Genomic DNA, 25,791 nt, shown 5'->3' with positions numbered 1-25,791 from the left:
GTCAACTGGTCCAGCCCATCCGGCGCTCCACCCCGTCGGCGGCCTCCTTCAGGATTTCGGCGCTGCGGCGCAGGGCGGTTTCCTCCTCCGCCGACAGGTTGGGCAGGACGGTGTCGATGACGCCGCCGGCGCCGATGACGCGCGGCAGCGACAACACCACCTGCGGCACGCCGCAGACATCGTCGGTCAGCAGGGCGCAGGTCGCCACCAGCCGCTCGTCGGCGCCGATGGCCGACACCAGCCGGGCCAACCCGCCGCCGATGCCGAAGGCGGTGTGGCCCTTGCCGTTGATGATGCGGTAGGCGGCACGGCGCACCCCCTCGTCGATGGCGGCGCGGTCCTCCGCCGTCAGGCTGCGGCGGAGCTGGGCGGCCGCCTGCTCGACGGACAAGCCGGCGACGGTGGCGCTCGACCACAGCAGAACCTCCGAATCGCCATGCTCGCCCACCACATGGGCGTGGACGGAGCGCGGCGTCACCGCCAGCTGTTCGGCCAGCAGGGCGCGGAACCGCGCGGTGTCGAGCACTGTGCCGGAGCCGATGACCCGGTTGCGCGGCAGACCGCTGATGCGGGTGGCGATCTGCGTCATCACATCGACCGGGTTGCTGGCGACCAGCAGAACGGCGTCGGGGGCAGCCTTCAGAACTTCCGGGATGATGGCACCGAACACCTTGGCGTTGCGTTCCAGCAGTTCCAGCCGGGTTTCGCCCGGCTTCTGGGCGACGCCGGCCGACAGCACGACCACCCCCGCCCCCTCCAGCGCGGCGTAGGAACCGGCGCGGACGGTGACGGCATGGGTGAAGGGCACGGCATGGGCGATGTCCTGGGCCTGGGCCTGGGCCAGCGCCTCGTTCATGTCGACCAGCACCACCTCGCTCGCCGCACCGGTGGTGACCATGGCGAAGGCGGCGGTGCTGCCGACGAATCCCGCCCCGACGATTCCGACCTTCATGCAGTCCTCCCCGAACCCGTTTCGCGGTGAATTGTGCTGGATCAATGATGGAAATAAAAGAACTCAAATAATGGCCGGGTGTACCGCGAAGTCGCCCCACGCTTGCCTGTCAGCCGGCATTCTCATTCAGCGCTTTTTCAGCCAAACAGGCAAAATTCACTAGAATTTTAAGGATTGACCGATCATGTCCACTGGAATCGCAAACAGGACTGGGTCCCACGTAACGGGTGGCACATCGCCGCTCGCCGCACTGATCGGCCCGGCGATCCTGCCCGACCGCTTCTCCCCGGCGCTGCCGATGAACATGGTGCGCATTCTGCTGGGCCTGTTCTATGCCCCGCATGTCTACCAGAAGCTGGCCGGCATCGACACCTCCCTGGGCTTCTTCGCCAAGGCCGGGCTGGAGCCGGCGCCGTTCTTCCTCGGCCTCGCCATCCTGTGCGAATCCCTGGCCCTCGTGATGCTCGTCTGCGGCTTCTTCACCCGCTGGGCGGCTTTGCTGTCGGCCGGCTGCATGGTGGTGGCCGCCTATGCCATCTTCGCCACCAAGGGGGTCAACTGGTACTGGGCCAAGGGCGGGGTGGAGTATCTGGTGCTGTGGGGGCTGCTGTCCCTGGCGGTGTCGGCCGACGCCTGGCGCCGGTCGCCCCGGTAAGCGGAACCGGAACCGCCCGACCGGATCCGGCGCGACGAAACGCCTCTTGCCCAATGGTCATACCAGCCCTTAATGTTGCGTCGCAGCAAATGGCGGGGATGAAAGTCCGGGCCTGTGCTGTTCGTCATCAAAACCGTCGGCGTCCCGTGGCAGACTGGGACCGGCGCCTGTCCCAGCCCCGGATCCGGTCATGACCGTTCGCAACCTCGACAAGCTGTTCAAGCCCGCCTCGATCGCCCTGATCGGCGCCAGCCGCAAGCCGGGCACGGTGGGGGCGGTGGTTGCCCGCAACCTGTTCCAGGCCGGCTTCGACGGGCCGGTGATGCCGGTCAACCCGACCGAGCGCGCGGTGGAAGGGGTGCTGACCTACAAGACGGTGGACAGCCTGCCGATCACGCCGGACCTGGGCGTCATCTGCACCGCGCCCGACACGGTGGCGGCGACCATCGACGCGCTGGGCAAGCGCGGGACCAAGGCCGCCATCGTCATGACCAAGGGCATGTCGGCCGACCAGATCCAGACGATGCTGGACGCGGCCAAGCCCTATCTGATGCGGGTGCTGGGGCCGAACAGCCTGGGCGCCATGGTGCCGGGCCGCGGCATGAACGCCAGCTTCGCGCCGGTGGCGCCGCGCAAGGGCGACGTGGCGCTGGTGGCGCAAAGCTCGATGGTGCTGACCTCGATCGCCGACTGGGCGACCTCGCGCGGCATCGGCTTCTCGCATCTGGTATCGCTGGGCGAGCGCGGCGACGTCGATTTCGGCGACCTGCTGGACTATCTCGCCAGCGACGTCACGGTGCGCGCCATCCTGCTCTATATCGAGAGCATCACGCATGCCCGCAAATTCATGTCGGCCGCCCGCTCCGCCTCGCGCCAGAAGCCGGTGATCGTCATCAAGGCCGGCCGCTCCGACGAGGCGCAGGAGGCCGCGGCGTCGCACACCGGCGCCCTGGCGGTGTCGGATGCCGTCTATGACGCGGTGTTCCGCCGGGCCGGCGTGCTGCGGGTGAATGATCTGGCCGAGCTGTTCGACGCCGCCGGCACGCTGGGCACCGGGGTGCCGATCACCGGCGACCGGCTGGCGATCCTGACCAACGGCGGCGGCATGGGGGTGATGGCCACCGACAAGCTGATCCAGGCCGGCGGCCGGCTCGCCGCCCTGGCCCATGAGACGCAGGAGGCGCTGACCAAGGCGCTGGGTCAGCCGCCTGTGGGCGTGCCCTTCCGCAACCCGTTGCGCATCGGCGCCGACGCCACGCCCAAACGCTATGCCGAGGCGTTGAACGCGCTGATGCAGGACACCGGCAACGACGCGGTGCTGGTCCTGCACTGCCCGTCCGCCCTGACCGACAGCGAGGCGATCGCCCAGGCGGTGGCGGAGACGGTGCAGGCCAACAAGGCGCGCCGCCACCCGGTGCTGACCAGCTGGATCGGCGACCAGTCTGCGGTGGAGGCGCGCAAGCTGTTCGCCGAAGCCCGCATTCCGACCTACAGCGGTCCGTCCGACGCGGTGCGCGCCTTCATGCATCTGGTGCGCTACCGCCGCAGCCAGCAATTGCTGATGGAAACCCCGCCGTCGGTGGCGGAGGATTTCCAGCCCGACGAGATCACCGTCAAGAAGGTGATTTCCCGCGCCATCGCCGAGAAGCGCGAGTGGCTGAGCGAGTATGAGGCCAAGCGCGTGCTGGCCGCCTACGGCATCCCGGTGGTCGACACCCGCGTCGCCCAGACGCCGGAGGAGGCGGCGAACGCCGCCCGCGTCATCGGCGGGCCGATCGCACTGAAGATCCTGTCGCACGACATCACCCACAAGTCCGACGTCGGCGGCGTCGCTCTGGGCCTGACCAGCCCGGACGACGTGAAGGCGGAAGCCGAGGCGATGCTGGCCCGTGTCGCCGAACTGGCGCCCGAGGCGAAGATCGAAGGCTTCACCGTGCAGGAGATGGCCGTCCGCCCCGACGCCTATGAGCTGATCGTCGGCATGACCGAGAACGAGATGTTCGGCCCGGTCCTGCTGTTCGGCGAGGGCGGCATCGGCGTCGAGGTGGTGGAGGATTACGCACTGGCCCTGCCGCCGCTGAACATGAAGCTGGCGGCCGAACAGATGAGCCGCACCCGCATCCACCGGCAGCTTCAGGGCTACCGCTCGCGCGCGGCGGTCGATCTCGACGCGGTGGCGCTGACGCTGAACAAGGTCAGCCAGCTGGTGGTCGATTTCCCCGAGATCGCGGAGATGGACATCAACCCGCTGCTGGCCGACTCCGAAGGCGTGACGGCGCTGGACGCCCGCATCAAGGTCGGCGTGCCGGCCCTGGCGGGGGCTGCGAGGCTGGCGATCCGTCCCTATCCGAAGTCGCTGGAGGACCGCATCACCATCAAGGACGGCCGCCAGTTCCTGGTCCGCCCGATCCTGCCGGAGGACGAGCCGCTGGTGCATCATCTGGTGGAGAACCAGACGGCCGAGGATCTGCGCCTGCGCTTCTTCGCGCCGCTGAAGCGGCTGTCGCATCAGGCGGCGGCGCGCCTGACCCAGATCGACTACGACCGCGAAATGGGGCTGATCGCCGTCGGTCCCGACCCGCAGACCGGCGACACCATCATGTATGGCGTGGTGCGAATCACCGCCGACCCCGACAACCGCCGCGCCGAATATGCGGTGATGGTGCGGTCCGACATGAAGGGCCAGGGGCTGGGCTATATCCTGATGAACAAGATCCTGGATTACGCCCGCTCGCGCGGCATCAAGGAGGTCTATGGCGAGGTTCTGCGCGAGAACACCAACATGCTGAACATGTGCCGTGCCCTGGGCTTCGTCCGCAAGGAGAACCTGGATGAGCCCGGCGTGGTGGAGGTCCGCATCGAGCTGGGTGGCGGGCTGGCGGCGTAAGACTCTTATACCGGCGGTTGACTGCGGGGATGGCGGCCAGTCCGCCATCCCGTCCGCGCCGCCCCTGTGGCGCACGCATAGGTATTTCGGAAGCGCTTTCACTCGCAAAATCAGGAATTTGAGGGGCTGCGGCGCGACGTTGCGAACGTCAGCGTTACGCCGGCCCCAGCACCACCTTCACGTCGGCAGGCTGGCCGAAGAAGGGGGCCGAGGTGATCAGCAGGTGGCAGCCGGCCGCGGCATAGGCAGCGGCGTTCGCCTCGGTCACGCCACCGGCCGGGGCCACCACCGGCGGCGGGGTCAGGTCGCGCGTCGCCTCGATCACCGCGCGGGCGGCGTCGGGCGGCAGCTTTTCCAACTGGATCACATCGGCACCGGCGCGGGCGAAGGCCACCGCCTCCTCCACCGATCCGACCTCCACCACGATCTTCTTTTCCGGGGCCTTGCGCCGGAGGGCTGCGATCCAGACCTCCGGAGAATCGCCCAGGAAAGCGCGGTGTTCGGGGAAGACCAGCAGCGTTTCCGACAGGCCCAGCCGGTGCATCACCGCCCCGCCGGCCTGCACCGCCTTGACGCTGAGATCCTTGGATCCTGGGAAATTCTTGCGGGTGCAGGCGACGGTGACGCCGGGAGCGGCCTCGACGATGCGGCGGGCGCGGGTGGCGATGCCCGAGGCGTATTCGACCAGCGTCTGCGCCACCTTCCAGGCGCGGTGCAGCGATCCAGCCGGGCCGTCGGCTTCAAGGAAGACCACACCCGGATCAACGGCCGTGCCGCTGGGCTGGACGCGCAGGACACGGCCGCCGGCCTTTTCCACCAGCCGCGCCGCCGCCTCCGTCCCCGCCAGCACCATGGCGCCGCGGGCGGCGAAGCTCATCCGCGCCGGACGGCCGGCGATTCCAAGCGAGTCGGTGGTCAGGTCGCCGTAGGGAACATCCTGCGCCAGAAGCGCGTCGAGGGCGGCGTCGGGCAGGATGGTCGTCATCGGCGGATATTCCTTGCTTCAGAGCCAGCCGCGCCGGCGGAAATACCAGAGGGGAACCACCGCCGACAGCACCATCAGCAGGATGGCCATGGGATAGCCGAATTCCCAGTCCAGTTCCGGCATGTGCTTGAAATTCATGCCATAGGCCGACGCGATCAGCGTCGGCGGCATCAGCGCCACCGAGACGACCGAGAAGATCTTGATGATGGCGTTCTGTTCGATGTTGATCAGGCCCAGCGTGGCGTCGAGCAGGAAGTTCGCCTCGTGCGCCAGGAAGCCGGCATGTTCGGTCAGGGACCGCAAGTCGCGCGTCATCGTCTTCAGCGCGGTCTTCTGTTCCTTGTTCAGCCGGCCGCCGCTGACCGAGGTCATGAACACCACCAGCCGGTCGAGGCCGGCCAGGCTGTCGCGCACCTTGTGGGTCAGGTCGCCGGCCCGGCCGATGCCGCGCAGCACGTCCTGCAACTCGTCCGGCTTCTTGGCCGCCTTGCCGAAGCCGCCGCCGTCCAGCGAATCGTCGAAGACGCGGGCCGACAGTTCGTCGATGCGGCCGCCCACCAGTTCCAGCACGTCGGCGACCCGGTCGATCACCGCATCCAGCAGGCCGAACAGCGCGCTCTCTCCCGTCGCCAGCAGTTCCGGCTGGCGGACGCAGCGGGCGGCGAAGGTGATGACCGGCAACGGTTCGGTGTAGCGCAGCGTGATGAGGTGGCGCGGGGTCAGCACGAAGGTCAGCTCGCCCTGCTCCGGATGCGGCGAGGTGGCGCGCGAGATGATGGGAGAGGTCATGTAGATCCCCTCCCCCTCGACATAGAGCTGGCTGGAGGCCTCGATCTCCTTCATCTCCTCGCGCGTCGGCAGGTCGCAGCCGGTCAGCGCGCCGACATGGGCGCGCTCCGCTTCCGTCGGGCGCAGAAGATCGATCCAGACCGCACCGCCCGGCAACTCCTCGCCGAGGTCCAGCGGCTGGCGCACCACCCGACCGTCTTCGGCACGGGCGTGGACGGTGATCAAAGGGCAGCCTCTTCAGGCACCGGCGCGCCGGCGGCGCGGCAGGCGGCGGCCAGCGTGTTCAGCATCAGGCAGGCGATGGTCATCGGGCCGACGCCACCGGGAACCGGCGTGATGGCGCCGGCAACCTTCACCGCCTCGTCGAAGGCGACGTCGCCGACCAGACGGGTCTTGCCCGGTTCCGCCGCCGCGACGCGGTTGATGCCGACGTCGATCACCGTGGCGCCCGGCTTGATCCAGTCGCCGCGCACCATCTCCGGCCGGCCGACCGCCGCGACCAGGATGTCGGCACGGCGGCATTCCTCCGGCAGATCCACGGTGCGGGAATGGGCCATCGTCACCGTGCAGTCGGCTTGCAGCAGAAGCTGGGCCATCGGCTTGCCGACGATGTTGGAGCGGCCGAGCACCAGGGCGCGCTTGCCCTTCAGGTCGCGGCCCAGCGTGTCGCGGATCAGCAGCAGGCTGCCCAGCGGGGTGCAGGGCACGATGGCGCCCGGCTGGCCGGTGGCGAGCAGGCCGGCATTGACGACGTGGAAGCCGTCGGCGTCCTTTTCCGGGACGATGCGGGCCAGCACCTTCTGAGTGTCGATGTGCCTGGGCAGCGGCAGCTGGACCAGGATGCCGTGCACGGCCGGATCGGCATTCAACCGGTCGATCAGCGCCAGCAGGTCGGTCTCGGCCATGTCGGCCGGCTCGTGATGGTCGAAGCTGTTCATGCCCAGTTCGACCAGCGCCCGCTCCTTGGAACGGACATAGACCTGGCTGGCCGGATCCTCGCCCACCAGCACGACGGCCAGACCGGGGGTGACGCCATGGCTGGCCTTCAGCGCCGCCACACCGTCCGCCACCCGCGCACGCAGGCCGGCCGCAAAGGCCTTGCCGTCGATGATCTTCGCGTCCGCCATGCTACTCTCCACCCTCGCTGCCCACATCGTCGATCAGGGGCGACAGCCGGGCCAGCAATGCCGCCGGGTCGCCCGCCACATGCAAAATCTTGTTCCGGTCGGTGGCGCCGGCCACCACGGTCAGGCTGGTCTTGGGCAGTTTCCATGCCTTCGACAACAGTTTTATGACGGCCTCGTTGGCCTTGCCGTTTTCCGGCACCGCCGTGACCGCCAGCTTCAGGACCCTCCCCCCTGCGGCCGTCTCGGCCGTGCCGGTCACCGCGTTGCGTGACGCCTTGGGCGTCACCCTGAGTGAAACGCGCAGGCCGTCGGCCACCGCCTCGAAGGGGGAGGGGGACGCCACGGTCAGAAGCGCGGCCAGTATTGCGCCATCAGGTTCTGGATGAAGGAGATCGCCAGCAGCACGACGATCGGCGACAGGTCCAGCCCGCCCATGTTGGGCAGGACGCGGCGGATCGGGCGCAGCACCGGTTCGGTGATGCGGTACAGGAAATCGCCGATCAGATAGACCGCGCGGTTGCGCGTGTTCACCACGTTGAAGGCCACCAGCCAGCTGAGAATCGCCGACAGGATCAGGACCCAGAAGAACAGGTCCAGGATGGTGTTGATGAGCAGATACAACGCGATCATGCCGGGCCAGCTCCAGTGCGGTTTTTGCGACGGCCGCGCGCAGAGCGTTGCGCAACGGGCGCCAGCCTTTTCCGGGCACCCTAAGCATAAGCGGCAAGACCTGTCCAGTACGGCGGCCCGCCGATCGACCGGGCGGCCTGCGGCGGATCGGCCGTCCTATGCCCCCGTCCTACGTCATTGCACGCACACTTCATTTTTTCTGAATCAAGCGCTTGACAGTCCCCCCCGCGATGGACAATATCCGCGCCACGCCGGGGCGACGAAGACGCAACGGTGTCAGTGTGGGGCCGTAGCTCAGCTGGGAGAGCGACGCGTTCGCAATGCGTAGGTCGGGAGTTCGATCCTCCTCGGCTCCACCATTTTCCCCTTCCCTGGAAGGGTTGAGACAAGTTGCTAGACGGTTAGCGGGCGTTGCCGGGAACGGCATCTGGCCCGCTTTTTTCGTTTTGGCCTATGGGTCGGAGCGTGTTGCCTGTAAAATCAGAATTTGAAGGCAACCGAAACGGAGACGCCGGTGCAGGAACTCGGGCTGGCCATACAGACCATGTTCGCCGACCTGGAACAGCGGTGTCTGGACGCCGAGTTCGACGCCACATTTCCGGCAACCGGCAGCTTCTCGAAAAAGGAAAGGAAGGGTCGGGGCTACTGGTACTTCCAGGGCTATGAGGACGGCCACCGCTATAGCCGATACGTCGGACCCGCCGACGACCCGGAGATAGCCGCCCGCGTCGAACGCTTCCGCGACCTCAAGGCGGACTTCACCGAACGGCGGCGGATGGTATCCGCCCTGAAGGCAGCCGGGCTGCCGTCGCCGGACGCCTTCACCGGCGACCTTGCCGAGGCTCTGTGGCAGGCCGGCGTGTTCCGTCTGCGTGGCGTGCTGGTCGGCACGCTGGCGTTCCAGTGCTATGCCGGGCTGCTGGGGGTTCGGCTGCCCGCCGCCCATCTCCGCACCGGGGACATGGACATCGCCCAGTTCCACTCGGTGTCGATTTCTGTCGAGGACAGCCTGCCGCCCGTTCTCGACGTGCTCCGGCAGGTGGACGCCAGCTTCCAGGAGGTGCCGCATCAGGCAGATGCCCGGCAAGCCACGGCGTTCCGGAACCGCAAAGGCTTCCTGGTGGAATTCCTGGTGCCCAACACCGGCAAGGACGAGTATCAGGGAAAGCCCACCGCCATGCCGGCCCTAGGCGGAGCCGCCGCCCAGCCCCTGCGGTTCCTCGACTTTCTGATCCACAACCCGGTCCGGTCGGTTCTGCTTCACGCTGGCGGTGTACCGGTCCGGGTGCCGGCACCGGAACGCTATGCCGTTCACAAGCTGATCGTCGCGTCACGGCGTCGGGGCGACCCGAATGGCCGGTTGAAAGCCGACAAGGACGTGGCCCAAGCCGGGCTTCTGATCGAAGCCCTGGCCTCCAGGCACCATTATGATCTTGCCGATGCCTGGATCGAAGCGTGGTCGAGAGGGCCGAAGTGGCGGGAAGCCTTGGCCGATGGCTTGTCCAGGCTGCCCGACACCCAATGGGAACTGCTGGCCGACGCCATTCGACGAGCCGGTGGAAGCCAGAAGCAGAAAGCCGAAGATTTTGGCTTCCCAAAAAGCGGTTCCGCCGGAGCAACAGAAGATCGCAACGACTTTTAGCCGCCTGGGAGCGTCAGCCGTTCTCCGCCAGCACCGACCCGGCAAGGTAGAGCGAGCCGCAGATCAGCACGCGCGCCGGAGTCCGCCGGGCGGCCACCAGATCGGCCAGGGCGGCGTCCACCCCGTCGGCAGCGGCGTGGTCGCGGATGCCGCAGAGATTGGCGGTCTCGCAGGATTCCTCGGCGGTGAAGCTGGCTTCCTCGCCGGGGATCGCCACCGCGCGCAGGGAATGGGTGAAAGGAGCCAGCGGGCCGAGGAACTCGAACGGATCCTTGCTGGACAGCATGCCGTAGATCAGCAGCAGCGGCAGGGCGGGGCTACCGTCAGGCTGGGCGCATGACCAGTCGACCGCCTGACGGGCCAGGACCTCGCCCGCCGAATCATTGTGTCCGCCGTCCAGCCACAGTTCCCAGCCGGGCGGCAGGCTCTCGGCCAGCGGACCGCGGGTCAGGCGTTGCAGGCGGGCCGGCCATTCGACGCTGGCGAGGCCGCGACGCACCGCGTCGTCGTCCACCGCCAGCGGCAGATGGTCGAGACAGGCAATGGCGACGCCGGCATTGGTGATCTGGTGGGCACCGGCCAGTCCGGGCATCGGCAGGTCGAGCCGGCGCTTGGCGCTCTCGAAGCGGAAGCCATCAGGACGCTCCTCCACCGACCAGCCGTGGATCGGCGCGGCGATGGCGTTGGCGCGGAGATTGAGCGCCTTCAGTGCATCGGCCTCCGGCTGTGGCGCCAATACCACCGGCACGCCGGGCTTGAAAATGCCGGCCTTCTCGCTGGCGATCTCCAGCAGCGAGTCGCCCAGGAACTGGCGGTGGTCGTAGGAGATGCGGGTGATCGCCGTCACCGCCGGCCGGTCCACCACATTGGTGGCGTCCAGCCGGCCACCCAGACCGGTTTCCAGCAGGACCACGTCGGCCGGCTCCCGGGAGAAGGCGAGGAAGGCGGCGACCGTCGTCACCTCGAAGAAAGTGATCGGGTTGCCGGCGTTGGCGACCTCGCACTCCTCCAGCAGGGCGGCCAGATGATCGTCGTCGATCAGCCGCCCCCCCTGTCGCCCGCCCAGCCGGATGCGCTCGTGGAAGCGGACGAGATGCGGCGAGGTGTAGACATGGACGCGGTAGCCGGCCGCCTCCAGCATGGCGCGCAGGAAGGCGACCGTCGATCCCTTGCCGTTGGTGCCGGCGACATGGACCACCGGCGGCAACTTCCGCTCCGGATGGTCCAGCGCCGCCAGCAGGCGGTGCATCCGGTCCAGGGAGAGGTCGATGACCTTGGGGTGAAGCCCCTTCAACCGATCCAGCACCGGGTCGGAACGGGTCGCTGCCAGCCTTGTGGGTGGGGTGGCCAGCGGGGTGGGGGCGTCGATCATGATCGTCTCTGGTCGGGTGGTCGCGGAGGTGCTGCCGGTCAGTCGTCGCCGGCCTGGGCCGGTTCCGCCTGCTGCGTCGAGACCGGCTGGGCCGCGGTCGCCTGCGTGGCGGGCGGCGTGGCCGGCTGCGGCAGTTGGGCCGGCTCGCCGCCAACACCCTGGGAGGCCGCCTGGGCGGCGGTCAGGTCGAGATCCTCGACCACCGCGTCGATCCGCGGGGTCATCAGCAGGCCGATGGTGCGGACCAGCGTCGGGCGCAGGTCGCGGCGGTGGACGACCATGTCGACCATGCCGTGCTCCAGCAGATATTCGGAGCGCTGGAAGCCTTCCGGCAGGGTCTCGCGGATCGTGCTCTCGATCACGCGGGCGCCGGCGAAGCCGATCTGCGCGCCCTTCTCGGCGATGTGGATGTCGCCCAGCATGGCGAAGCTGGCGGTGACACCGCCGGTGGTCGGGTCGGTCAGCACCACGATGTAGGGCAGGCCGGCTTCCTTGACCATCTCCACCGCGATGGTGGTGCGCGGCATCTGCATCAGCGACAGGATGCCTTCCTGCATGCGGGCCCCGCCCGAGGCTGGAACGACGATCAGCGGCGCATGCTTGGCCACGGCCAGACGGGCGGCGGTCAGCAGCCCTTCGCCGACGGCGATGCCCATCGACCCGCCCATGAAGCCGAAATCGAAGGCGGCGACCACGGCGGCATGGCCGCCGATGCGGCCCTCGCCCACGACGATGGCGTCGGTGCGGCCGGTCTTGGTCTGGGCTTCCTTCAGGCGGTCGGTGTAGCGCTTCTGATCGCGGAACTTCAGCGGGTCGGCGACCGACTTCGGCAGCTCGACGCTCTCATAGGCGCCGTCGTCGAACATCGACTCCAGCCGCTTGACCGGATCGAGCCGCATGTGGAAGCCGCAGTGCTGGCAGACGTGCAGGTTGTCTTCCAGCTCGCGGTGGAACAGCATCGACTCGCAGCTCGGGCATTTATGCCAGAGGTTGTCGGGCACTTCCTTGCGGGCGTAGAGCGCGCGGATCTTCGGACGGACGTAGTTGGTAAGCCAGTTCATGGAACGCCTTTCAACGACATGGCGGTACGCCGAAGCCCGGCGGCGGCTGGACATCGGGTCCGTGCCGCACCGGGCTCTTCAGCCGTTCGTCGCCATGAGCGATCGTGTTGCAGGTGTCGTAAAGCGGTTTGCCGTCGTTGTAAACCGTCCGTCCCTCAGCCCCGCGCCGCGCGCACCCCGGCGGCCAGTTCGCCGACGAAGCCCAGAACGTCCTCGACCGTTCCCGGCCTGACCGTACCCGCCGCGTCGATCCCATCGGCAAGACGGGTGACGATGGCGGAGCCGACCACGGCCGCATCGGCGACGCGGGCGACCTCGGCGGCCTGGTCCGGCGTCTTGATGCCGAAGCCGACGGCGACCGGCAGGTCGGTGTGGCGCTTCAGCCGGGCGACCGCCGCATCGATGGCGGTGTTCGACGCGCTGGCGGTGCCGGTGATGCCGGCGATCGAGACGTAATAGACGAAGCCCGAGGTGTTGCGCATCACCGCCGGCATGCGCGCCTCGTCGGTGGTCGGCGTCGTCAGGCGGACGAAGCTGACGCCGGCCTTCAGCGCCGGGATGCACAGCTCCTCGTCCTCTTCCGGCGGCAGGTCGACGATGATCAGGCCGTCCACCCCGGCCTCGCGCGCGGCGGCCAGGAAGGGCTCCACCCCATAGGCGTGGATCGGGTTGTAATAGCCCATCAGGATGATCGGCGTGTCGGCATCCAGCTTGCGGAAGCCGCGGACCATCTCCAGCGTCTTGCGCACCGTCATCCCGGCCTTCAGCGCGCGCAGCGAGGAGGCCTGGATCGCCGGGCCGTCGGCCATCGGGTCGGTGAAGGGCATGCCCAGCTCGATCAGGTCGGCGCCGGCGGCCGGCAGGCCGTTCAGCACCGCCTGCGAGGCGGCGGGATCGGGGTCGCCGGCGGTGATGAAGGTGACCAGACCGGCGCGTCCCTCCGCCTTCAGCGCTTTGAACCGGCGGGCGATGCGGCCATCGGCCAAAATGTCGGCACTCACAGTTCCACTCCCAGATGCTTGGCGACGGAGAAGATGTCCTTGTCGCCGCGGCCCGACAGGCACAGCACCATCAGGTGGTCCTTGGGCAGTTTCGGTGCGCGCTTGATCACCTCGGCAAGGCCGTGGGCGGATTCCAGCGCCGGGATGATGCCCTCGGTACGGGCGCAGAGCTGGAAGGCGTCCAGCGCCTCCTGGTCGGTGGCATAGGCGTATTCGACACGGCCGACGTCATGGAGCCAGCTGTGCTCCGGCCCGATGCCGGGATAGTCGAGGCCGGCGGAGATCGAGTGGCCTTCGAGGATCTGGCCGTCCTCGTCCTGCAGCAGATAGGTGCGGTTGCCGTGCAGCACGCCGGGACGCCCGCCGTTGATCGAGGCGGCATGGTCGAGCGGCCCCTTCTCGATGCCACGGCCGGCGGCCTCGACGCCGACCATCTGCACCGACGGATCGTCGAGGAAGGGGTGGAACAGGCCGATGGCGTTCGACCCGCCGCCGACGCAGGCGACGAGACTGTCGGGCAGGCGGCCTTCCAGCTCCTGCATCTGGCTGCGCACCTCGTCGCCGATCACCGACTGGAAGTCGCGGACCATGGCGGGATAGGGGTGCGGGCCGGCGGCGGTGCCGATGATGTAGAAGGTGTCGGCGACGTTGGTGACCCAGTCGCGCAGCGCCTCGTTCATCGCGTCCTTCAGCGTGCCGCTGCCCGACGTCACCGGGCGGACCTCCGCCCCCAGCAGCTTCATGCGGAAGACGTTGGGCTGCTGGCGGGCGATGTCGGTCTCGCCCATGTAGATGACGCAGGGCATGTTGTAGAGCGCGCAGACCGTCGCGGTCGCCACGCCATGCTGGCCGGCACCCGTCTCGGCGATGATGCGGGTCTTGCCCATGCGCCGGGCCAGCAGGATCTGGCCGATGCAGTTGTTGATCTTGTGCGCGCCGGTGTGGTTCAGCTCCTCGCGCTTGAAGTAGATCTTGGCGCCGCCCAGATGCCCGGTCAGCCGCTCCGCGTAATAGAGCGGATTGGGGCGGCCGACATACTGCTTCAGCTGCTGGCGCATCTCCCCTTCGAAGGCTGGATCGGCGCGTGCGTCGCGATAGGCCTTCTCGACCTCCAGGATCAGGGGCATCAGCGTCTCGGCGACGAAGCGGCCGCCAAAGATTCCGAAATGCCCGCGCTCGTCGGGACCGGAGCGGTAGGTGTTCAGTTTGGTCATCGTCTGCGGCACTGCCTGAAGTCGAAGGGAAGCTGTTTGTCAGGTGGGCGGCATCGGGTCCGGACACCGGCCAAGCGCGACACCATACCGGCGGGACGCGCCGATTTGAAGCGCCGGGCCGCGGAAATCCGTGAATACCACCCGTCCGCATAGATGGAGCGGGGCTTTGCAGCGGCAAGGCCACGCCTTTACACTGGCATCTTCTTCATTGCGGAGCATGTTTGCGATGACCGAGCGGACACCGCCGTCGCTTCTCCCCACGGACCTCCTGCCGGTTCCCCGCCGGATTCTGGTGGTGGAGGACAGCCCGCTGAACCAGATGCTGGTCACCGCCATCCTGGCCCAGGCCGGCCACCGCGCCGACACCGCCGGCAACGGGCTGGAGGCGGTGATGGCGGCGCAGGCCGGCGGCTATGACCTGATCCTGATGGACCTGTCGATGCCGGAGATGGACGGGCTGACCGCCACCCGGCTGCTGCGCGAGCTGCCGGGGCCGGCTGGCCGGGTGCCGGTGGTGGCCATGACCGCCGACACCGACGAGGCCGACCGCGTCCGCTGCCAGAATGCCGGCATGAACGATCATGTCGCCAAGCCGGTGGACCGGGTGCTGCTGCTGGAAACGGTGGAGAAATGGCTGCGCGCCGCCGCGTCGCCGAGACCGGGGTCATCGGCCGGCTTCGGCCCCTGCGCCCCGACATGCCCGACGGCGGCGGGCGCGGTTCTGGACCGCGAGGTTCTGGCCCAGCTGGCGCAGGATCTGGATGCGGAGCTGCTGGCCGACGTGCTGCGGCAGTTCGTGGAAGAGACACGGGAACGGGTGGCGCGCATCGCGGCGGAGACCGACCGCGCCGTTCTGACGCGCGAGGCGCATACGCTGAAAAGCACCGCCGGGACCTTCGGCGCCCGCGCCCTGTGCAGCGCCGCCCGCGCGCTGGAGATGGCGTGCCGGGCATCCCTTGTGGAGCGGGATGGGGCGGAGGGAGATGGATCTGAAATGGAGGGAGACGGGGCGGCGGACACGGTTGAGGGGCTGCGCGGCGAGATTCCCCGGCTGGCCGGGGACGCCATCGCGGCCTACCGCGCCGCCGGGTATCCGGTCTGATTCAGTCCGGGCCCGTCACTCGACGACGCTGATGTTCACCGCCGAGTCCTTGCCGTTGTTGCCCCGCTCCACCTCGAACTGGACGCGCTGACCTTCCGACAGGGCATGCAGGCCCGAGCGCTGGACCGCGGTGATGTGCACGAACACGTCCTTGGAGCCGGCTTCCGGCGCGATGAAGCCGTAACCTTTGGTAGTATTGAACCATTTTACGGTGCCGTTGTTCATGGGCCTCCCCCCTTAGTCACTGCGAGACTGGTCTTTAGCCAAACGGATAGGTCCGGGATCGCCGACATCGGCCGCGCCGTAAGGTCTGCCGGGCAAGCGGAACCAAGACATTGTGCGGGGAGGCTAGCCGCATGCTGTGGTTGCGGGCAATTCCATCTCACGGCATAGGACTAACGACGGCCAAGTTCGGAGTGGAGTTACGACCAAGGCGACGGTACCTTGTCGAAGGGGATTAGCCCGTTTCTTGGCGGATTCCCGGCATGAACAGGATCTTCTTGCCGAAATAAAGGGTTAGACCGGGTCGCGTAAGACCGGAATCGATCTGAAGCGTGACTCCGATCGCCGGAAAGCTACAGCTTCCCTTCGGCCTGCCAGGCGAGGCGTTTGCGATAGATGGTGGAGGCGCTGATCTGCAGCAGGGCGGCGGCGCGCGGAATATTGCCGTCGCAGGCGGTGATGGCGTCCTCGATGGCGTCCTTCTCCACCTCCCACAGCGGCTTGATCGACTCCGGCGTGAGCGGAACAGGCGGGCGCGGGGCCGCAAGGGTGCCGGCCGGCGCGGCGGTGGCCGCGGCGGAAACCGGCACCGGCTGCGGCGTGCCGAGCGGCGGCGGCAGCATCTCCGGCATCACCGTGTCGCCGTCATGCAGGACCGCGACGATGCGCACGACATTCTGCAACTGGCGGACGTTGCCCGGCCAGTGATAGTGGCGCAACGCATGTTCGGCGTCGGGGGAGAAGCGGGTGAAGCCCTTCTTCTCCTCCTTGGCGAATTCCGCCATGTAATGGCGGGCGATCTCCAGCACGTCGTCCTCGCGCTCGCGCAGCGGCGGCAGATGGATGGGGATGACGTGCAGGCGGTAATAGAGATCCTCGCGGAACCTCCCCTCCTCCACCTCGCGCAGCGGGTCGCGGTTGGTGGCGCAGACGATGCGCAGGTCGACCTTCTCCAGCTTCGACCCGCCGACGGGCGTGAAGGTGCCGGTCTGGATGAAGCGCAGCAGCTTGGTCTGGAGGTCGGGCGCCAGTTCGCAGATCTCGTCCAGGAACAGGGTGCCGCCGTCGGCGCGCGCCGCAGCACCCTCGCGGTCGGAGACAGCGCCGGTGAAGCTGCCCTTCATGTGGCCGAAGATCTCGCTTTCCATGAGATCCTTCGGGATGGCGCCGCAGTTGATGGCGATGAAGGGCCTTGCCGCCCGCTGGCTCTGGCGGTGGATCGCCTCGGCGCAGACCTCCTTGCCGGTGCCGGATTCGCCGGTGATGAAGACGGTGGCGCGCGAGGAGGCGGCGCTGTCGACGATGCGGTAGACCGCCTGCATCGCCAGCGACGAGCCGATGAAGCCATGGTAGCGGGCGCGGTTCAGGTCCTTCTCGAAGGTGTCGACCAGCTGGGCCAGCCGCAGCCGCTCCATCGCGTTGCGGACCGTCACCACCAGCCGGTCGGCCGAGAAGGGCTTCACCAGGAAATCATAGGCGCCGTAGCGCATCGCCTCCACCGCCGCCTTCACCGATCCGTGGGCGGTGATGACGATGACTGCGCAGGGCAACGCCTGGGCGTCGATGCGTTTCAGCACCTCCATCCCGTTCATGTCCGGCAGTTGCAGATCGAGCAGCACCACCATCGGTGCACCGTCGTTCAGCTGAGCCAGCGCGTCGGCCCCGGTCTCCACCGAGATGACGGTATGGGATTCCTTTTTCAGGTATTCCGCATAGACACGGGCCAGCGACGGCGTGTCTTCGATCAGCAGGACGGGGATGGAACCTGGCGGCATGCTGTGGGTGACACGCGAACGGTGGGGACGGAACAGCTCCTATTGTCTAACAGATAATTCCGAAAATCCCACCTTTACGCGCATGCGCGCGGCCACGAACACACCGAAATCGGCGCCGGACCAAATCCGCCACCGCCCCGCCGCTTGCCGGGGACGGCGCGATGAACTATCAGCAGCGGACATCAGGGCGTCCGCAAGCGGCGTCTGGAAGAGGGGGTTCGCATGGCCGATCACGCCATTCTGGCCGGCAAGCGCGTTCTGCTGGTCATCGCCGGCGGCATCGCCGCCTACAAGAGCCTGGAGCTGATCCGACGCCTGCGCGAGCGCGGCGTGACGGTGCGGGCGGTGCTGACCGAGGCGGGCGCCCGCTTCGTCACCCCTTTGTCGGTACAGGCGCTGACCGAGGATACCGTCTACCAGGACCTGTGGTCGCTGACCGACGAGTCGGAGATGGGCCACATCCGCCTGTCGCGCGAGGCCGACCTGCTGGTGGTGGCGCCGGCGACCGCCAATTTGCTGGCGCGCATGGCCGCCGGCATGGCCGACGATCTGGCCGCCACCGTGCTGCTGGCCACCGACAAGCCGGTGCTGGTCGCCCCGGCGATGAATGTGCGCATGTGGCAGAACGCCGCGACCCGGGCCAACATGGCGCTGCTGGAAAGCCGCGGGTTGCTGCGCATCGGCCCCAATGACGGGGTGATGGCCTGCAACGAGTACGGCCCCGGCCGCATGGCCGAGCCGATGGAGATCGTCGACGCCATCGCCGGCTTCTTCGCGGAGGCCGCATATCGGCCGCTGGCCGGGCGGCGGGCGATCGTCACCAGCGGTCCGACGCACGAGCCGATCGACCCGGTGCGCTACATCGCCAACCGTTCGTCGGGCAAGCAGGGGCACGCCATCGCCGTGGCCCTGGCGAAGCTTGGGGCCGCGGTGACGCTGGTCAGCGGCCCGACCCGCCTGCCCGACCCGGCCGGCTGCACCGTCGCTCATATCGAGACGGCGCGGGAGATGCTGGCCGCCTGCGAGGCGGCGCTGCCCGCCGACATCGCCGTCTGCGCCGCTGCGGTGGCGGACTGGCGCGTCGAGGGGGCCGGCGACCGCAAGCTGAAGAAGGACGGCGGCGGCCCGCCGGCCCTGACGCTGACCGAGAACCCCGACATCCTCGCCACCCTGTCCCGCCCCGGCGAGCGCCGCCCGGCGCTGGTGGTCGGCTTCGCGGCGGAGACCGGCGACGTGCTGGCCTATGCCACCGCCAAGCGCGCCCGCAAGGGCTGCGACTGGATCGTCGCCAACGACGTCTCGCCCGGCACTGGCACCTTCGGCGGCAGCGACAACACCGTCCACCTGATCCGCGCCGACGGCGTGGAGTCCTGGCCGACCATGGCCAAGGACGCCGTCGCCGCCCGGCTGGCCGAAGCGGTGGCGGAGCATTTCAACGCGAATTTGAAGGCGAAGTAGCGTCTACCCGCCCTCCTGCTTCAGCCATTCGAACACAGGAACCGCTCATGTCCCCCACCGTCGCCTTCCTCCGCCTGCCCGGCAACGACGACCTGCCCCTGCCCGCCTACGCCACCAGCGGCGCCGCCGGGTTCGACCTGCGCGCGGCAGTGCCGGCGGATGCCCCCGTCATGCTGGATCCCGGCAAGCGGGTGCTGGTCCCGACCGGCTTCGCCGTCGGGTTGCCGGTGGGGTGGGAGATGCAGATCCGGCCGCGCTCCGGGCTGGCGGTGAAGAACGGCGTCACCGTGCTGAACACGCCGGGCACGATCGATTGCGATTACCGCGGGCCGGTCGGCGTCTGCCTGATCAATCTGGGCGAGGAGCCCTTCACCATCGCCCGCGGCGACCGCATCGCCCAGGCGGTGATCGTCGAGGCGCCGCAGGCGGCGCTGGTCGAGGTCGCCTCGCTGGACGAGACCGCACGCGGCTCCGGCGGCTTCGGCTCCACCGGCCTGGCCTGAAAAAACGGGGCTCGACTTCGCCCCACCCCTGCCCCGCTTTCTATGGCATGATCGCCACGCCGATAGGAGTGGGAACGGCAGCGGTTAGGGGGTGGGCATGCGGAGTCCCCGGCTGATCCTGGGGCGGACCTTGGGGCGGCCCCTGGGGCGGAGCGTGGCGTTCCGCATCCTGGCGGGGTTGACGGTGATCGGCGGGCTGGCCGCGGCGACCAGCGTCGTCGCCGTCTCGCTGTTCTCCCGCTTCCACGAGGGTTACGAACAGATCGCCACCGCCAAGGTGCCGGGATTGGTGGCCGCCGCCCAGCTGGTGCAGCAGAGCGGCGCCGTCGCCGCCATCGCCCCCGCCCTGGTCGCCGCCCAGGACCAGACCGCGCGCGAAGCGGTGATGGCGCGGATGGGCGACCAGATCGTCCGGCTGGAACAGCTGATGGCCCGGCTGATCGCCCATGGCGGCGGCGTGCGCTTTGCCGATCAGGCCGGCGGCAGGGGAGACAGCAGCCGTGCCGAAAGCAGCCGTGCCGACTTGGGCGAGCTGGACCGCCGCAAGAACGAGCTGGTCGGCACGCTGCTGACCCTGAACGCGCAGGTTCGCCAGCAGCTGGCCCTGACGGCCGAGACCAGTGCCCGCGCCCAGGCTCTGGCCACCCTGACCGGACGGCTGGGAGCCGCCGGGTCGCAGGAGGCCGAAGGCCCCTGGCACATGGAACTGCGGGCCGGCCTGCCTGACGCCGAGGCGTCGGAGCGCAGCCGCGAGGCGCTGGAGCGCTGGCGCCGCGAGCTGACCGGGGCGGCGACCACGCTGCTGGCAGCACTGCGGGCCGACCGCGACAGCCAGCTGGACCGCTTCCAGGCCGACACCCGCACCGCGCTGGACAATGCCGCGGAGGCGCTGGCCCTGCTGCCGGCCGAACAGGCCGCCCGGCTGGAGCCGTTGCAGCGCGAGCTGGTGGAGCAGGCGTTCGGCCGCTCCCCCCTGTTCGCCCTGCGCGAGGCGGAGCTGTCGCTGCAACGGGCGATCAAGCGGTCGGCCGCACGCAACCAGGCGGTCTCGGACCAGCTGGTCGGCATCGTCTCCGACTATTTCCTGGCGGTGGAACAGGACGTCGCCCAGCGGTCCGGCGAGTTCGAGCGGGTGATCCGCGACGGCGAACGGGCCGTGATCGCCATGGCCGTGCTGTCGATCCTGGGGGCCGCAGCCATCTTCATCTACATCCACCGCAACGTGGTGGCGCGGCTGCGCCGGCTGCGCAGCGCCATGCAGGCGGTGCAGACGGCCGAGGCGGCAGGAATGGCAGGCCCGATGCCCGATCTGGACCTGCCCGCCACCAGTTCGGCCGGCAGCCGGGACGAGATCGGCGAGATGGCGCGGGCGCTGTCCTATTTCGTCACCACCATCCGGGCCCGCGAAAGCGCGCTGGCCGACGGCGAGCGGCGGCTGCGCACCATCCTGGAACAGAGCCCGGTCGGCGTCTCGATCGGCCGTGCCGACGGCACCGTCGCCTTCGCCAACGCCCGCGCCGCCGAGCTGGCCGGCCGGCCGCTGGACGATTTCGTCGGCAGCCGCCATGCGTTGGCCCTGCCCGGCGCCAGCATCAGCCGGGGCGGAGCCGGCCAGAACTGGGATACGGAGAGCGGCGGCGTGCTGGTGCGCGACGCCGAGGTGGCGGTCGACCGTCCCGACGGCAGCCGGGTCTGGGCCTTGCAGACCCTTCAGCGCACCAGCTTCGAGGGCGAGCCGGCGGTGCTGGCCTGGAGCACCGACATCACCGCGCGCAAGCAGGCGGAGGAGGCACTGCGCAACGCCAAGGAGCAGGCGGAGATCGCCGCCCGGTCGAAGGCGGAATTCCTGGCGACGATGAGCCACGAGATCCGCACGCCGATGAACGGCGTGCTGGGCATGCTGGAACTGATGGCGCTGACCCCGCTGGACGAGGAGCAGCGCACGCTGGTCTCCACCATGCGCGACAGCGGGGCCGCCCTGTTGCGGATCATCGACGACATCCTGGATCTGTCGAAGATCGAGGCGGGAAAGCTGGATCTGGAGGATCTCGACCTGCGCCCGGCCGATCTGGTGGAGGGGGTGGCCGACCTGCTGGCGCCCCGGGCGCACCAGAAGGGTCTGGCGCTGATCTGCGCCATCGACCGGTCGGTGCCGGAGCGGCTGCGCGGCGACTCCGGCCGGCTGCGCCAGATCCTGTTCAACCTGACCGGCAACGCCATCAAATTCACCGACCACGGCCGGGTGGTGCTGCGCGTCGGCACCGCCGAGCCCACCAAATCCAACCCGGTTCGGCCGGACCATGTCCGCCTGCATGTGGCGGTGGAGGACAGCGGCATCGGCATCGGGCCGGAGGGACAGGCCCGGCTGTTCCAGCCCTTCAGCCAGGCCGACAGCTCCACCACCCGCCGCTTCGGCGGCACCGGGCTGGGGCTGGCGATCTGCACCCGGCTGATCGAGCGGATGGGCGGGCGGATCGGCGTCGACTCGGTGCCCGGCCAGGGATCGACCTTCTGGTTCACGGTGGAGCTGCCGCGCGCGGCCGGGTCCCTGCCCTTGAACTTGCCCCTGAACTTGCCCCTGAACTTGCCGGTGAGCATCCCGGCCGACCCGGCGCCGCTGGCCGGCCTGTCCGTGCTGGTCACCGACGAGGACGAGGTGCAGCGCGCCGTGCTGGCCTGCTACCTGGAGCAGGGCGGAGCAACCGTGACGACCTCCTCAACCGTGGCCGATGCGGCGTCCAAGCTGGAACGCGGCGGCTTCGGGCTGCTGGTGACCACCACGACGCTGACCGGCCGGCTGGAACCGCTGGCCTGCGCCTGCGCACCCGGCCTGCCGCAGCTTCTGCTGAGCGACGGACGTGCGACGGGCGCCATGGGCGGGACGGCGGTCGCCTCTCCCCACACCATCTCGGGGGTAATGGGGGGGGCGGTGGCGGGGCTGGTGCAGCCGGTCCACCGCGCCGCCCTGATCCGCGCCGCCGCCATTTTGACCGGCCGCACCGCACCGGATGCCGCCATTGCGGAACCAGCCTGCCCGCCGTCACCCCGGCCCAGTGCCGATGCTGTCGCGGACGGGCCGGCGGTTTCCGCGGACCATGGCCCCATCCTGGTGGCGGAGGACCATCCGACCAACCAGCAGGTCGTGCTGCGCCAGCTGCGCCGGCTGGGCTATGCGGCGGAACTGGCGGCCGATGGCGAGCAGGCACTGGCGGCATGGCGCGGCAGCCGGCACCGGCTGATCATCACCGACTGCCACATGCCGGTGATGGATGGCTATGAACTGGCCCGCCGCATCCGGACGGAAGAACGGGAGGGCCAGCGGCGCACCCCCATCGTCGCGATGACCGCCAACGCCCTGTCCGGCGAGATGGAGCGCTGTCTGGCCGCCGGCATGGACGATTACCTCGCCAAGCCGGTGACGCTGGCTCAGCTTTCCCAGGTGCTGGCCCGCTGGCTGGAGGCCCGTCCCCAGCCGGAGGCGCCCGGACCCGAGCCGGAGGCGCCCGGACCCGCCCCGGCCGTGGCGGGGGAGGCGCTTCCGGTTCTCGACCTCGGGCATGTGCGCGAGACCTTTGGCGGCATGGAGGGGGCCGGCCTGGACGACGGGACACTCGACATGCTGGACTTCTTCATCGAGACGACGCGTCCGACACTGGAGCGGGTGCGGCAGGCGCTCGATGACGGCGACCGGGAGGAGGCGCGGGCCGCCGCCCATTCGGCCGCCGGGGCGGCGCGGACGGCGGGGGCGAAGGCGCTGGCCGCCACCTGTACCGCGCTGGAACGCGCCATCGTCGAGGGGCGCGACGCGGACATCTCCCGCCATGCCCAAGCGATGGCCGCGGCCTTCCCGGAGGTCGAAAAGGCGATTTACGCCCAGCGTCACACGAAAGAGACGGTGCCCAGCCCGGAAGAGACCATGGCGTAACCGGACGTGTCGGAGCGAAATCTACCTGGACGCGAACGGCAACCCGAAAAGGCGCAAGGCGGACGGGTGTTCGCTTGTCGGTGGGAAAGGGCTGAACTACTCTGCGCATCTTGTTTCATTTCGACAGATTCAGCCGGGCAGTCACCAAGCGCCGGCAGTCCCGGGGGTGAAGAGCGTGGTCGGTCTCGCTGGCTTCTTTTGGAACAAGGAACCCCGGCGCCAAGCCGATCACGCCGCAGACCGTGACCGTTGGCGGGCGATGCTGGCCGCAGCCCCCCAGCCCTGGTGCGCCTGGACCGACCAGGGCGAGGGCATTCTGTCGGACGAGGCGGCGGCCCTGCTGGGCGTCGCCGCCGCCGATGCCATGGCCGATACCTTGACGGCACCCGACCTCCGCCCTGCCCTGACCCGCCTGCGCCGCGACGGCGAGTCCTTCCGCTGCGAGGCGGTGGCGCCCGACGGGCGACGGCTGGTTCTGACCGGCCGGCGCGGACGGGCGGGCGACACCCGGTGCGACGTGGTATGGATCGAGGATGTGACCGCCGCCAGCGACGCAGCACAGGACGCCAGCCGGCGCCAGGAGCAGGCGGCCGGAGCCACGCGCTCCCGCCTTGCCGAGTTGCAGGCGATGGCCGACGCGCTGCCGGTGCCGGTGTGGATGCGCGACCGCTCGTTACGGCTGTCCTGGTGCAACCGCGCCTATGCCCGCGCGGTCGACGGCGATCCCGACACGGTGGTGGCCGAGGGGCGGGAACTGACCGCCACCGGCCGGGCGCTGGCCGAACGGGCGCGCGCCGGCGGTTTCGCCCAGTCCGACCGCGCCCCCGTGGTGATCGGCACCGAACGCCGCCTGCTGGAGGTGACGGAGGCGCCGCTGCCGCTGACCGATGGCGGCGGCACGCTGGTGGTCGGCTACGCGCTCGACCTCACCCCGCTGGAGGAGCTGCGCGGCGAGTTGGACCGCCACCTGACCGCCCATGCGGAGGTGCTGGAACGGCTGGGCACCGCCATCGCCATCTTCGGCCCCGACACCCGCCTGACCTTCTTCAACCAGGCCTATGCCCGGCTGTGGGACCTGGACGAGGCGTGGCTGCGCAGCGGACCGACCAACGCCGAACTGCTGGAGGAGCTGCGCGCACGCCGCCGTCTGCCGGAATATGCCGACTACCAGACCTTCAAGCGCGAGCGGCTGACCCGCTACACCCATCTGGTCGAGCCGGTGGAGGAGATGCTGCATCTGCCGGACGGCACCGCGCTGCGCCATCTGGCGGCCCCGCATCCGCAGGGCGGGCTGATCACCATCCTGGAGGATGTGACCAACACGCTGGCGCTGGAATCCTCCTACAACACCTTGATGGCGGTGCAGCAGGAAACGCTGGACAATCTGGCGGAGGGCATCGCCGTGTTCGGCGGCGACGGCCGGCTGAAGCTGTCCAACCCGGCCTTCGCCCGCATCTGGGATCTGGAGGACTGCGACCTGCATGGCGAACCGCACATCGCCGACGTCATCGAACGCATGCGCCCGCTGCTGGAGATGGCGTCCACCGACAAGGCGGCGCCGGGCGAGGCCGCCACCTGGGAGGCGCTGAAGGAGGAGCTGATCGGCGCCACGCTGGAACGCAGCGTCCGCTCCGGCCGGGTGGAGCGCAGCGACGGGTCGGTGGTGGAATTCTCCACCCTGCCGCTGCCGGACGGGGCGGTGCTGAACAGCTATCTCGACGTCACCGACGGCGCCCGGCTGGAGACGGCGCTGCGCGCCTCCAACGCGGCGCTGGAGGCTGCCGACCAGCTGAAGAGCGAGTTCATCGCCAATGTCTCGCACCATCTGCGGACACCGCTGAACGGCATCATCGGCTTCGCCGAGATGCTGGCGAACCAGTATTTCGGCGAACTGAACCCCCGGCAGATGGAGTATGTGCGCAGCATGCTGTCGGCCGGCCAGCGCCTGCTGGAACTGATCGACGACGTGGTCGACCTGACCAGCCTGGGGGCCGGCGTCACCACGCTGGACCGCGGCGCGATCAGCCTGCCCGACCTGCTCGACTCGGTGGCGGGCCTGACCCGCGACTGGGCACGACGCGAGGGTCTGCGGCTGGAGGTGGTGGCGCCGGAAGCGCTGGGCGAGATGGAGGGCGACGGCAAGCGGCTGAAGCAGGCGCTGTTCACCCTGGTGGTGGGCGCCATCCGCAACCCGCCGCCCGACCGCCGCATCCGTCTGGCCGGCGAGCGGCTGAACGGCAGCATCACCCTGTCGGTCAGCGGCGCCGCCCCGCCCGACGCCGACCCGCAGGGGGCGGCGGCGCTGGGCGTCTCGCTGGCCCGCAACGTGGTGGAACTGCATGGCGGCCGTCTGGAGCTGGACGAAACCGGCGGCGGCGGCGTGTACCGCAGCGCCCATGTCCGCTGCATCATGCCGGTTCGCGCGCCGGTGAACGGGGTAAGGGCGGGGTGAAATTACCTCCCTCTCCCGGGACTCTCGGCGGATCTTCGA

20 protein-coding genes and 1 tRNA gene are annotated in these 25,791 nt (G+C 69.2%); 9 read left to right on the top strand and 12 right to left on the bottom strand.

Features of this window, described 5'->3' with window-relative positions:
* Position 1: 1 nt before the first annotated feature.
* Positions 2-952 (bottom strand): L-lactate dehydrogenase, encoded by a 951-nt coding sequence (locus J2848_RS18905; RefSeq protein WP_149234595.1) that lies wholly within the window; start codon positions 950-952, stop codon positions 2-4.
* 184 nt (positions 953-1,136) lie between these two features.
* Here J2848_RS18905 and J2848_RS18900 point away from each other — a divergent pair, with 184 nt between their 5' ends.
* Positions 1,137-1,607, top strand: coding sequence for a DoxX family protein (locus tag J2848_RS18900; protein ID WP_149234596.1), 471 nt, complete (start codon positions 1,137-1,139; stop codon positions 1,605-1,607).
* Between the two features lie 190 nt (positions 1,608-1,797).
* Entirely contained in the window at positions 1,798-4,494 is a 2,697-nt protein-coding gene (locus J2848_RS18895; protein WP_149234597.1) for a bifunctional acetate--CoA ligase family protein/GNAT family N-acetyltransferase, read from the top strand.
* Positions 4,495-4,648: 154 nt separating this feature from the next.
* Here the strand turns inward: J2848_RS18895 and modD are convergent, their stop codons facing one another.
* The 5 genes from modD to J2848_RS18870 are packed head-to-tail and all read right to left on the bottom strand — an operon-like array spanning position 4,649 to position 8,025.
* Positions 4,649-5,479 carry a ModD protein gene (modD, locus tag J2848_RS18890; RefSeq protein WP_149234598.1) on the bottom strand — a complete coding sequence of 277 codons (831 nt, stop codon included), beginning with the start codon at positions 5,477-5,479 and terminating at the stop codon, positions 4,649-4,651.
* A gap of 18 nt (positions 5,480-5,497) precedes the next feature.
* A complete protein-coding gene (locus J2848_RS18885) occupies positions 5,498-6,493 on the bottom strand; it encodes a magnesium transporter CorA family protein (protein WP_149234599.1) in 996 nt (331 codons plus the stop codon).
* Positions 6,490-7,395, bottom strand: a complete 906-nt coding sequence (folD, locus tag J2848_RS18880; protein WP_149234600.1) for a bifunctional methylenetetrahydrofolate dehydrogenase/methenyltetrahydrofolate cyclohydrolase FolD — start codon at positions 7,393-7,395, stop codon at positions 6,490-6,492. Before folD ends, J2848_RS18885 begins: the two co-directional genes overlap by 4 nt.
* A gap of 1 nt (position 7,396) precedes the next feature.
* Positions 7,397-7,738, bottom strand: a complete 342-nt coding sequence (locus J2848_RS18875) for a DUF167 domain-containing protein (protein ID WP_149234601.1) — start codon at positions 7,736-7,738, stop codon at positions 7,397-7,399.
* A 2-nt stretch (positions 7,739-7,740) separates the two neighbouring features.
* Positions 7,741-8,025, bottom strand: coding sequence for a YggT family protein (locus J2848_RS18870; RefSeq protein WP_085087243.1), 285 nt, complete (start codon positions 8,023-8,025; stop codon positions 7,741-7,743).
* 283 nt (positions 8,026-8,308) lie between these two features.
* Between J2848_RS18870 and J2848_RS18865 the strand changes: the two genes are divergently transcribed.
* Together J2848_RS18865 and J2848_RS18860 are read left to right on the top strand one after the other, a co-directional pair.
* Positions 8,309-8,384, top strand: a tRNA-Ala gene (locus J2848_RS18865).
* Positions 8,385-8,512: 128 nt separating this feature from the next.
* Entirely contained in the window at positions 8,513-9,667 is a 1,155-nt protein-coding gene (locus J2848_RS18860) for a nucleotidyltransferase family protein (RefSeq protein WP_211103310.1), read from the top strand.
* Between the two features lie 13 nt (positions 9,668-9,680).
* Here J2848_RS18860 and J2848_RS18855 read toward each other — a convergent pair whose 3' ends face one another.
* The 4 genes from J2848_RS18855 to trpB form a co-directional block, all read right to left on the bottom strand.
* Positions 9,681-11,039 carry a bifunctional folylpolyglutamate synthase/dihydrofolate synthase gene (locus tag J2848_RS18855; protein ID WP_149234602.1) on the bottom strand — a complete coding sequence of 453 codons (1,359 nt, stop codon included), beginning with the start codon at positions 11,037-11,039 and terminating at the stop codon, positions 9,681-9,683.
* A gap of 38 nt (positions 11,040-11,077) precedes the next feature.
* Positions 11,078-12,100, bottom strand: coding sequence for an acetyl-CoA carboxylase, carboxyltransferase subunit beta (accD, locus tag J2848_RS18850; protein ID WP_149234603.1), 1,023 nt, complete (start codon positions 12,098-12,100; stop codon positions 11,078-11,080).
* A gap of 155 nt (positions 12,101-12,255) precedes the next feature.
* Entirely contained in the window at positions 12,256-13,101 is an 846-nt protein-coding gene (trpA, locus tag J2848_RS18845) for a tryptophan synthase subunit alpha (protein ID WP_149234604.1), read from the bottom strand.
* Positions 13,098-14,315: a tryptophan synthase subunit beta gene (gene trpB / locus J2848_RS18840; protein ID WP_149234605.1), complete on the bottom strand. Its 1,218-nt coding sequence runs from the start codon at positions 14,313-14,315 to the stop codon at positions 13,098-13,100. Before trpB ends, trpA begins: the two co-directional genes overlap by 4 nt.
* 226 nt (positions 14,316-14,541) lie before the next feature.
* Between trpB and J2848_RS18835 the strand changes: the two genes are divergently transcribed.
* Positions 14,542-15,417: a response regulator gene (locus J2848_RS18835; protein WP_149234606.1), complete on the top strand. Its 876-nt coding sequence runs from the start codon at positions 14,542-14,544 to the stop codon at positions 15,415-15,417.
* Positions 15,418-15,432: 15 nt separating this feature from the next.
* On the opposite strand, the gene J2848_RS18830 is transcribed toward J2848_RS18835, so the two are convergent.
* Both J2848_RS18830 and J2848_RS18825 read right to left on the bottom strand, forming a co-directional pair.
* Complete coding sequence (locus J2848_RS18830; protein ID WP_149234607.1) at positions 15,433-15,642, bottom strand: cold-shock protein; 210 nt, start codon at positions 15,640-15,642, stop codon at positions 15,433-15,435.
* 350 nt (positions 15,643-15,992) lie between these two features.
* Positions 15,993-17,414, bottom strand: coding sequence for a sigma-54-dependent transcriptional regulator (locus J2848_RS18825; protein ID WP_149234608.1), 1,422 nt, complete (start codon positions 17,412-17,414; stop codon positions 15,993-15,995).
* Positions 17,415-17,636: 222 nt separating this feature from the next.
* On the opposite strand from J2848_RS18825, the gene coaBC reads away from it, so the two are divergent.
* The 4 genes from coaBC to J2848_RS18795 all read left to right on the top strand — a co-directional run bounded on the left by coaBC (position 17,637) and on the right by J2848_RS18795 (position 25,752).
* A complete protein-coding gene (gene coaBC, locus J2848_RS18820; RefSeq protein WP_149234609.1) occupies positions 17,637-18,872 on the top strand; it encodes a bifunctional phosphopantothenoylcysteine decarboxylase/phosphopantothenate--cysteine ligase CoaBC in 1,236 nt (411 codons plus the stop codon).
* Between the two features lie 47 nt (positions 18,873-18,919).
* Complete coding sequence (gene dut, locus J2848_RS18815; RefSeq protein ID WP_149234610.1) at positions 18,920-19,375, top strand: dUTP diphosphatase; 456 nt, start codon at positions 18,920-18,922, stop codon at positions 19,373-19,375.
* 97 nt (positions 19,376-19,472) lie between these two features.
* A complete protein-coding gene (locus tag J2848_RS35950; RefSeq protein WP_149234611.1) occupies positions 19,473-23,300 on the top strand; it encodes a hybrid sensor histidine kinase/response regulator in 3,828 nt (1,275 codons plus the stop codon).
* Positions 23,301-23,559: 259 nt separating this feature from the next.
* The gene (locus J2848_RS18795; RefSeq protein ID WP_246194327.1) at positions 23,560-25,752 is read left to right on the top strand and encodes a PAS domain-containing sensor histidine kinase; all 2,193 of its coding nucleotides are present in this window, start codon (positions 23,560-23,562) and stop codon (positions 25,750-25,752) included.
* Positions 25,753-25,791: the final 39 nt, after the last annotated feature.

This window comes from Azospirillum lipoferum (assembly GCF_024170005.1).
Taxonomy (GTDB): domain Bacteria; phylum Pseudomonadota; class Alphaproteobacteria; order Azospirillales; family Azospirillaceae; genus Azospirillum; species Azospirillum lipoferum.
The sequence above is the reverse complement of the archived record's forward strand: the minus strand, read 5'-3'. Positions and strand labels throughout refer to the sequence as shown.

What these genes read in the sequence shown, in the direction of transcription:
- J2848_RS18905 (WP_149234595.1), bottom strand. Translation starts at nt 952, where the DNA reads ATGAAGGTCGGAATCGTCGGGGCGGGATTCGTCGGCAGCACCGCCGCC.
- J2848_RS18900 (WP_149234596.1), top strand. Translation starts at nt 1,137, where the DNA reads ATGTCCACTGGAATCGCAAACAGGACTGGGTCCCACGTAACGGGTGGC.
- J2848_RS18895 (WP_149234597.1), top strand. Translation starts at nt 1,798, where the DNA reads ATGACCGTTCGCAACCTCGACAAGCTGTTCAAGCCCGCCTCGATCGCC.
- modD (WP_149234598.1), bottom strand. Translation starts at nt 5,479, where the DNA reads ATGACGACCATCCTGCCCGACGCCGCCCTCGACGCGCTTCTGGCGCAG.
- folD (WP_149234600.1), bottom strand. Translation starts at nt 7,395, where the DNA reads ATGGCGGACGCGAAGATCATCGACGGCAAGGCCTTTGCGGCCGGCCTG.
- J2848_RS18870 (WP_085087243.1), bottom strand. Translation starts at nt 8,025, where the DNA reads ATGATCGCGTTGTATCTGCTCATCAACACCATCCTGGACCTGTTCTTC.
- J2848_RS18855 (WP_149234602.1), bottom strand. Translation starts at nt 11,039, where the DNA reads ATGATCGACGCCCCCACCCCGCTGGCCACCCCACCCACAAGGCTGGCA.
- accD (WP_149234603.1), bottom strand. Translation starts at nt 12,100, where the DNA reads ATGAACTGGCTTACCAACTACGTCCGTCCGAAGATCCGCGCGCTCTAC.
- trpB (WP_149234605.1), bottom strand. Translation starts at nt 14,315, where the DNA reads ATGACCAAACTGAACACCTACCGCTCCGGTCCCGACGAGCGCGGGCAT.
- J2848_RS18835 (WP_149234606.1), top strand. Translation starts at nt 14,542, where the DNA reads ATGACCGAGCGGACACCGCCGTCGCTTCTCCCCACGGACCTCCTGCCG.
- J2848_RS18830 (WP_149234607.1), bottom strand. Translation starts at nt 15,642, where the DNA reads ATGAACAACGGCACCGTAAAATGGTTCAATACTACCAAAGGTTACGGC.
- J2848_RS18825 (WP_149234608.1), bottom strand. Translation starts at nt 17,414, where the DNA reads ATGCCGCCAGGTTCCATCCCCGTCCTGCTGATCGAAGACACGCCGTCG.
- coaBC (WP_149234609.1), top strand. Translation starts at nt 17,637, where the DNA reads ATGGCCGATCACGCCATTCTGGCCGGCAAGCGCGTTCTGCTGGTCATC.
- dut (WP_149234610.1), top strand. Translation starts at nt 18,920, where the DNA reads ATGTCCCCCACCGTCGCCTTCCTCCGCCTGCCCGGCAACGACGACCTG.
- J2848_RS35950 (WP_149234611.1), top strand. Translation starts at nt 19,473, where the DNA reads ATGCGGAGTCCCCGGCTGATCCTGGGGCGGACCTTGGGGCGGCCCCTG.
- J2848_RS18795 (WP_246194327.1), top strand. Translation starts at nt 23,560, where the DNA reads ATGCTGGCCGCAGCCCCCCAGCCCTGGTGCGCCTGGACCGACCAGGGC.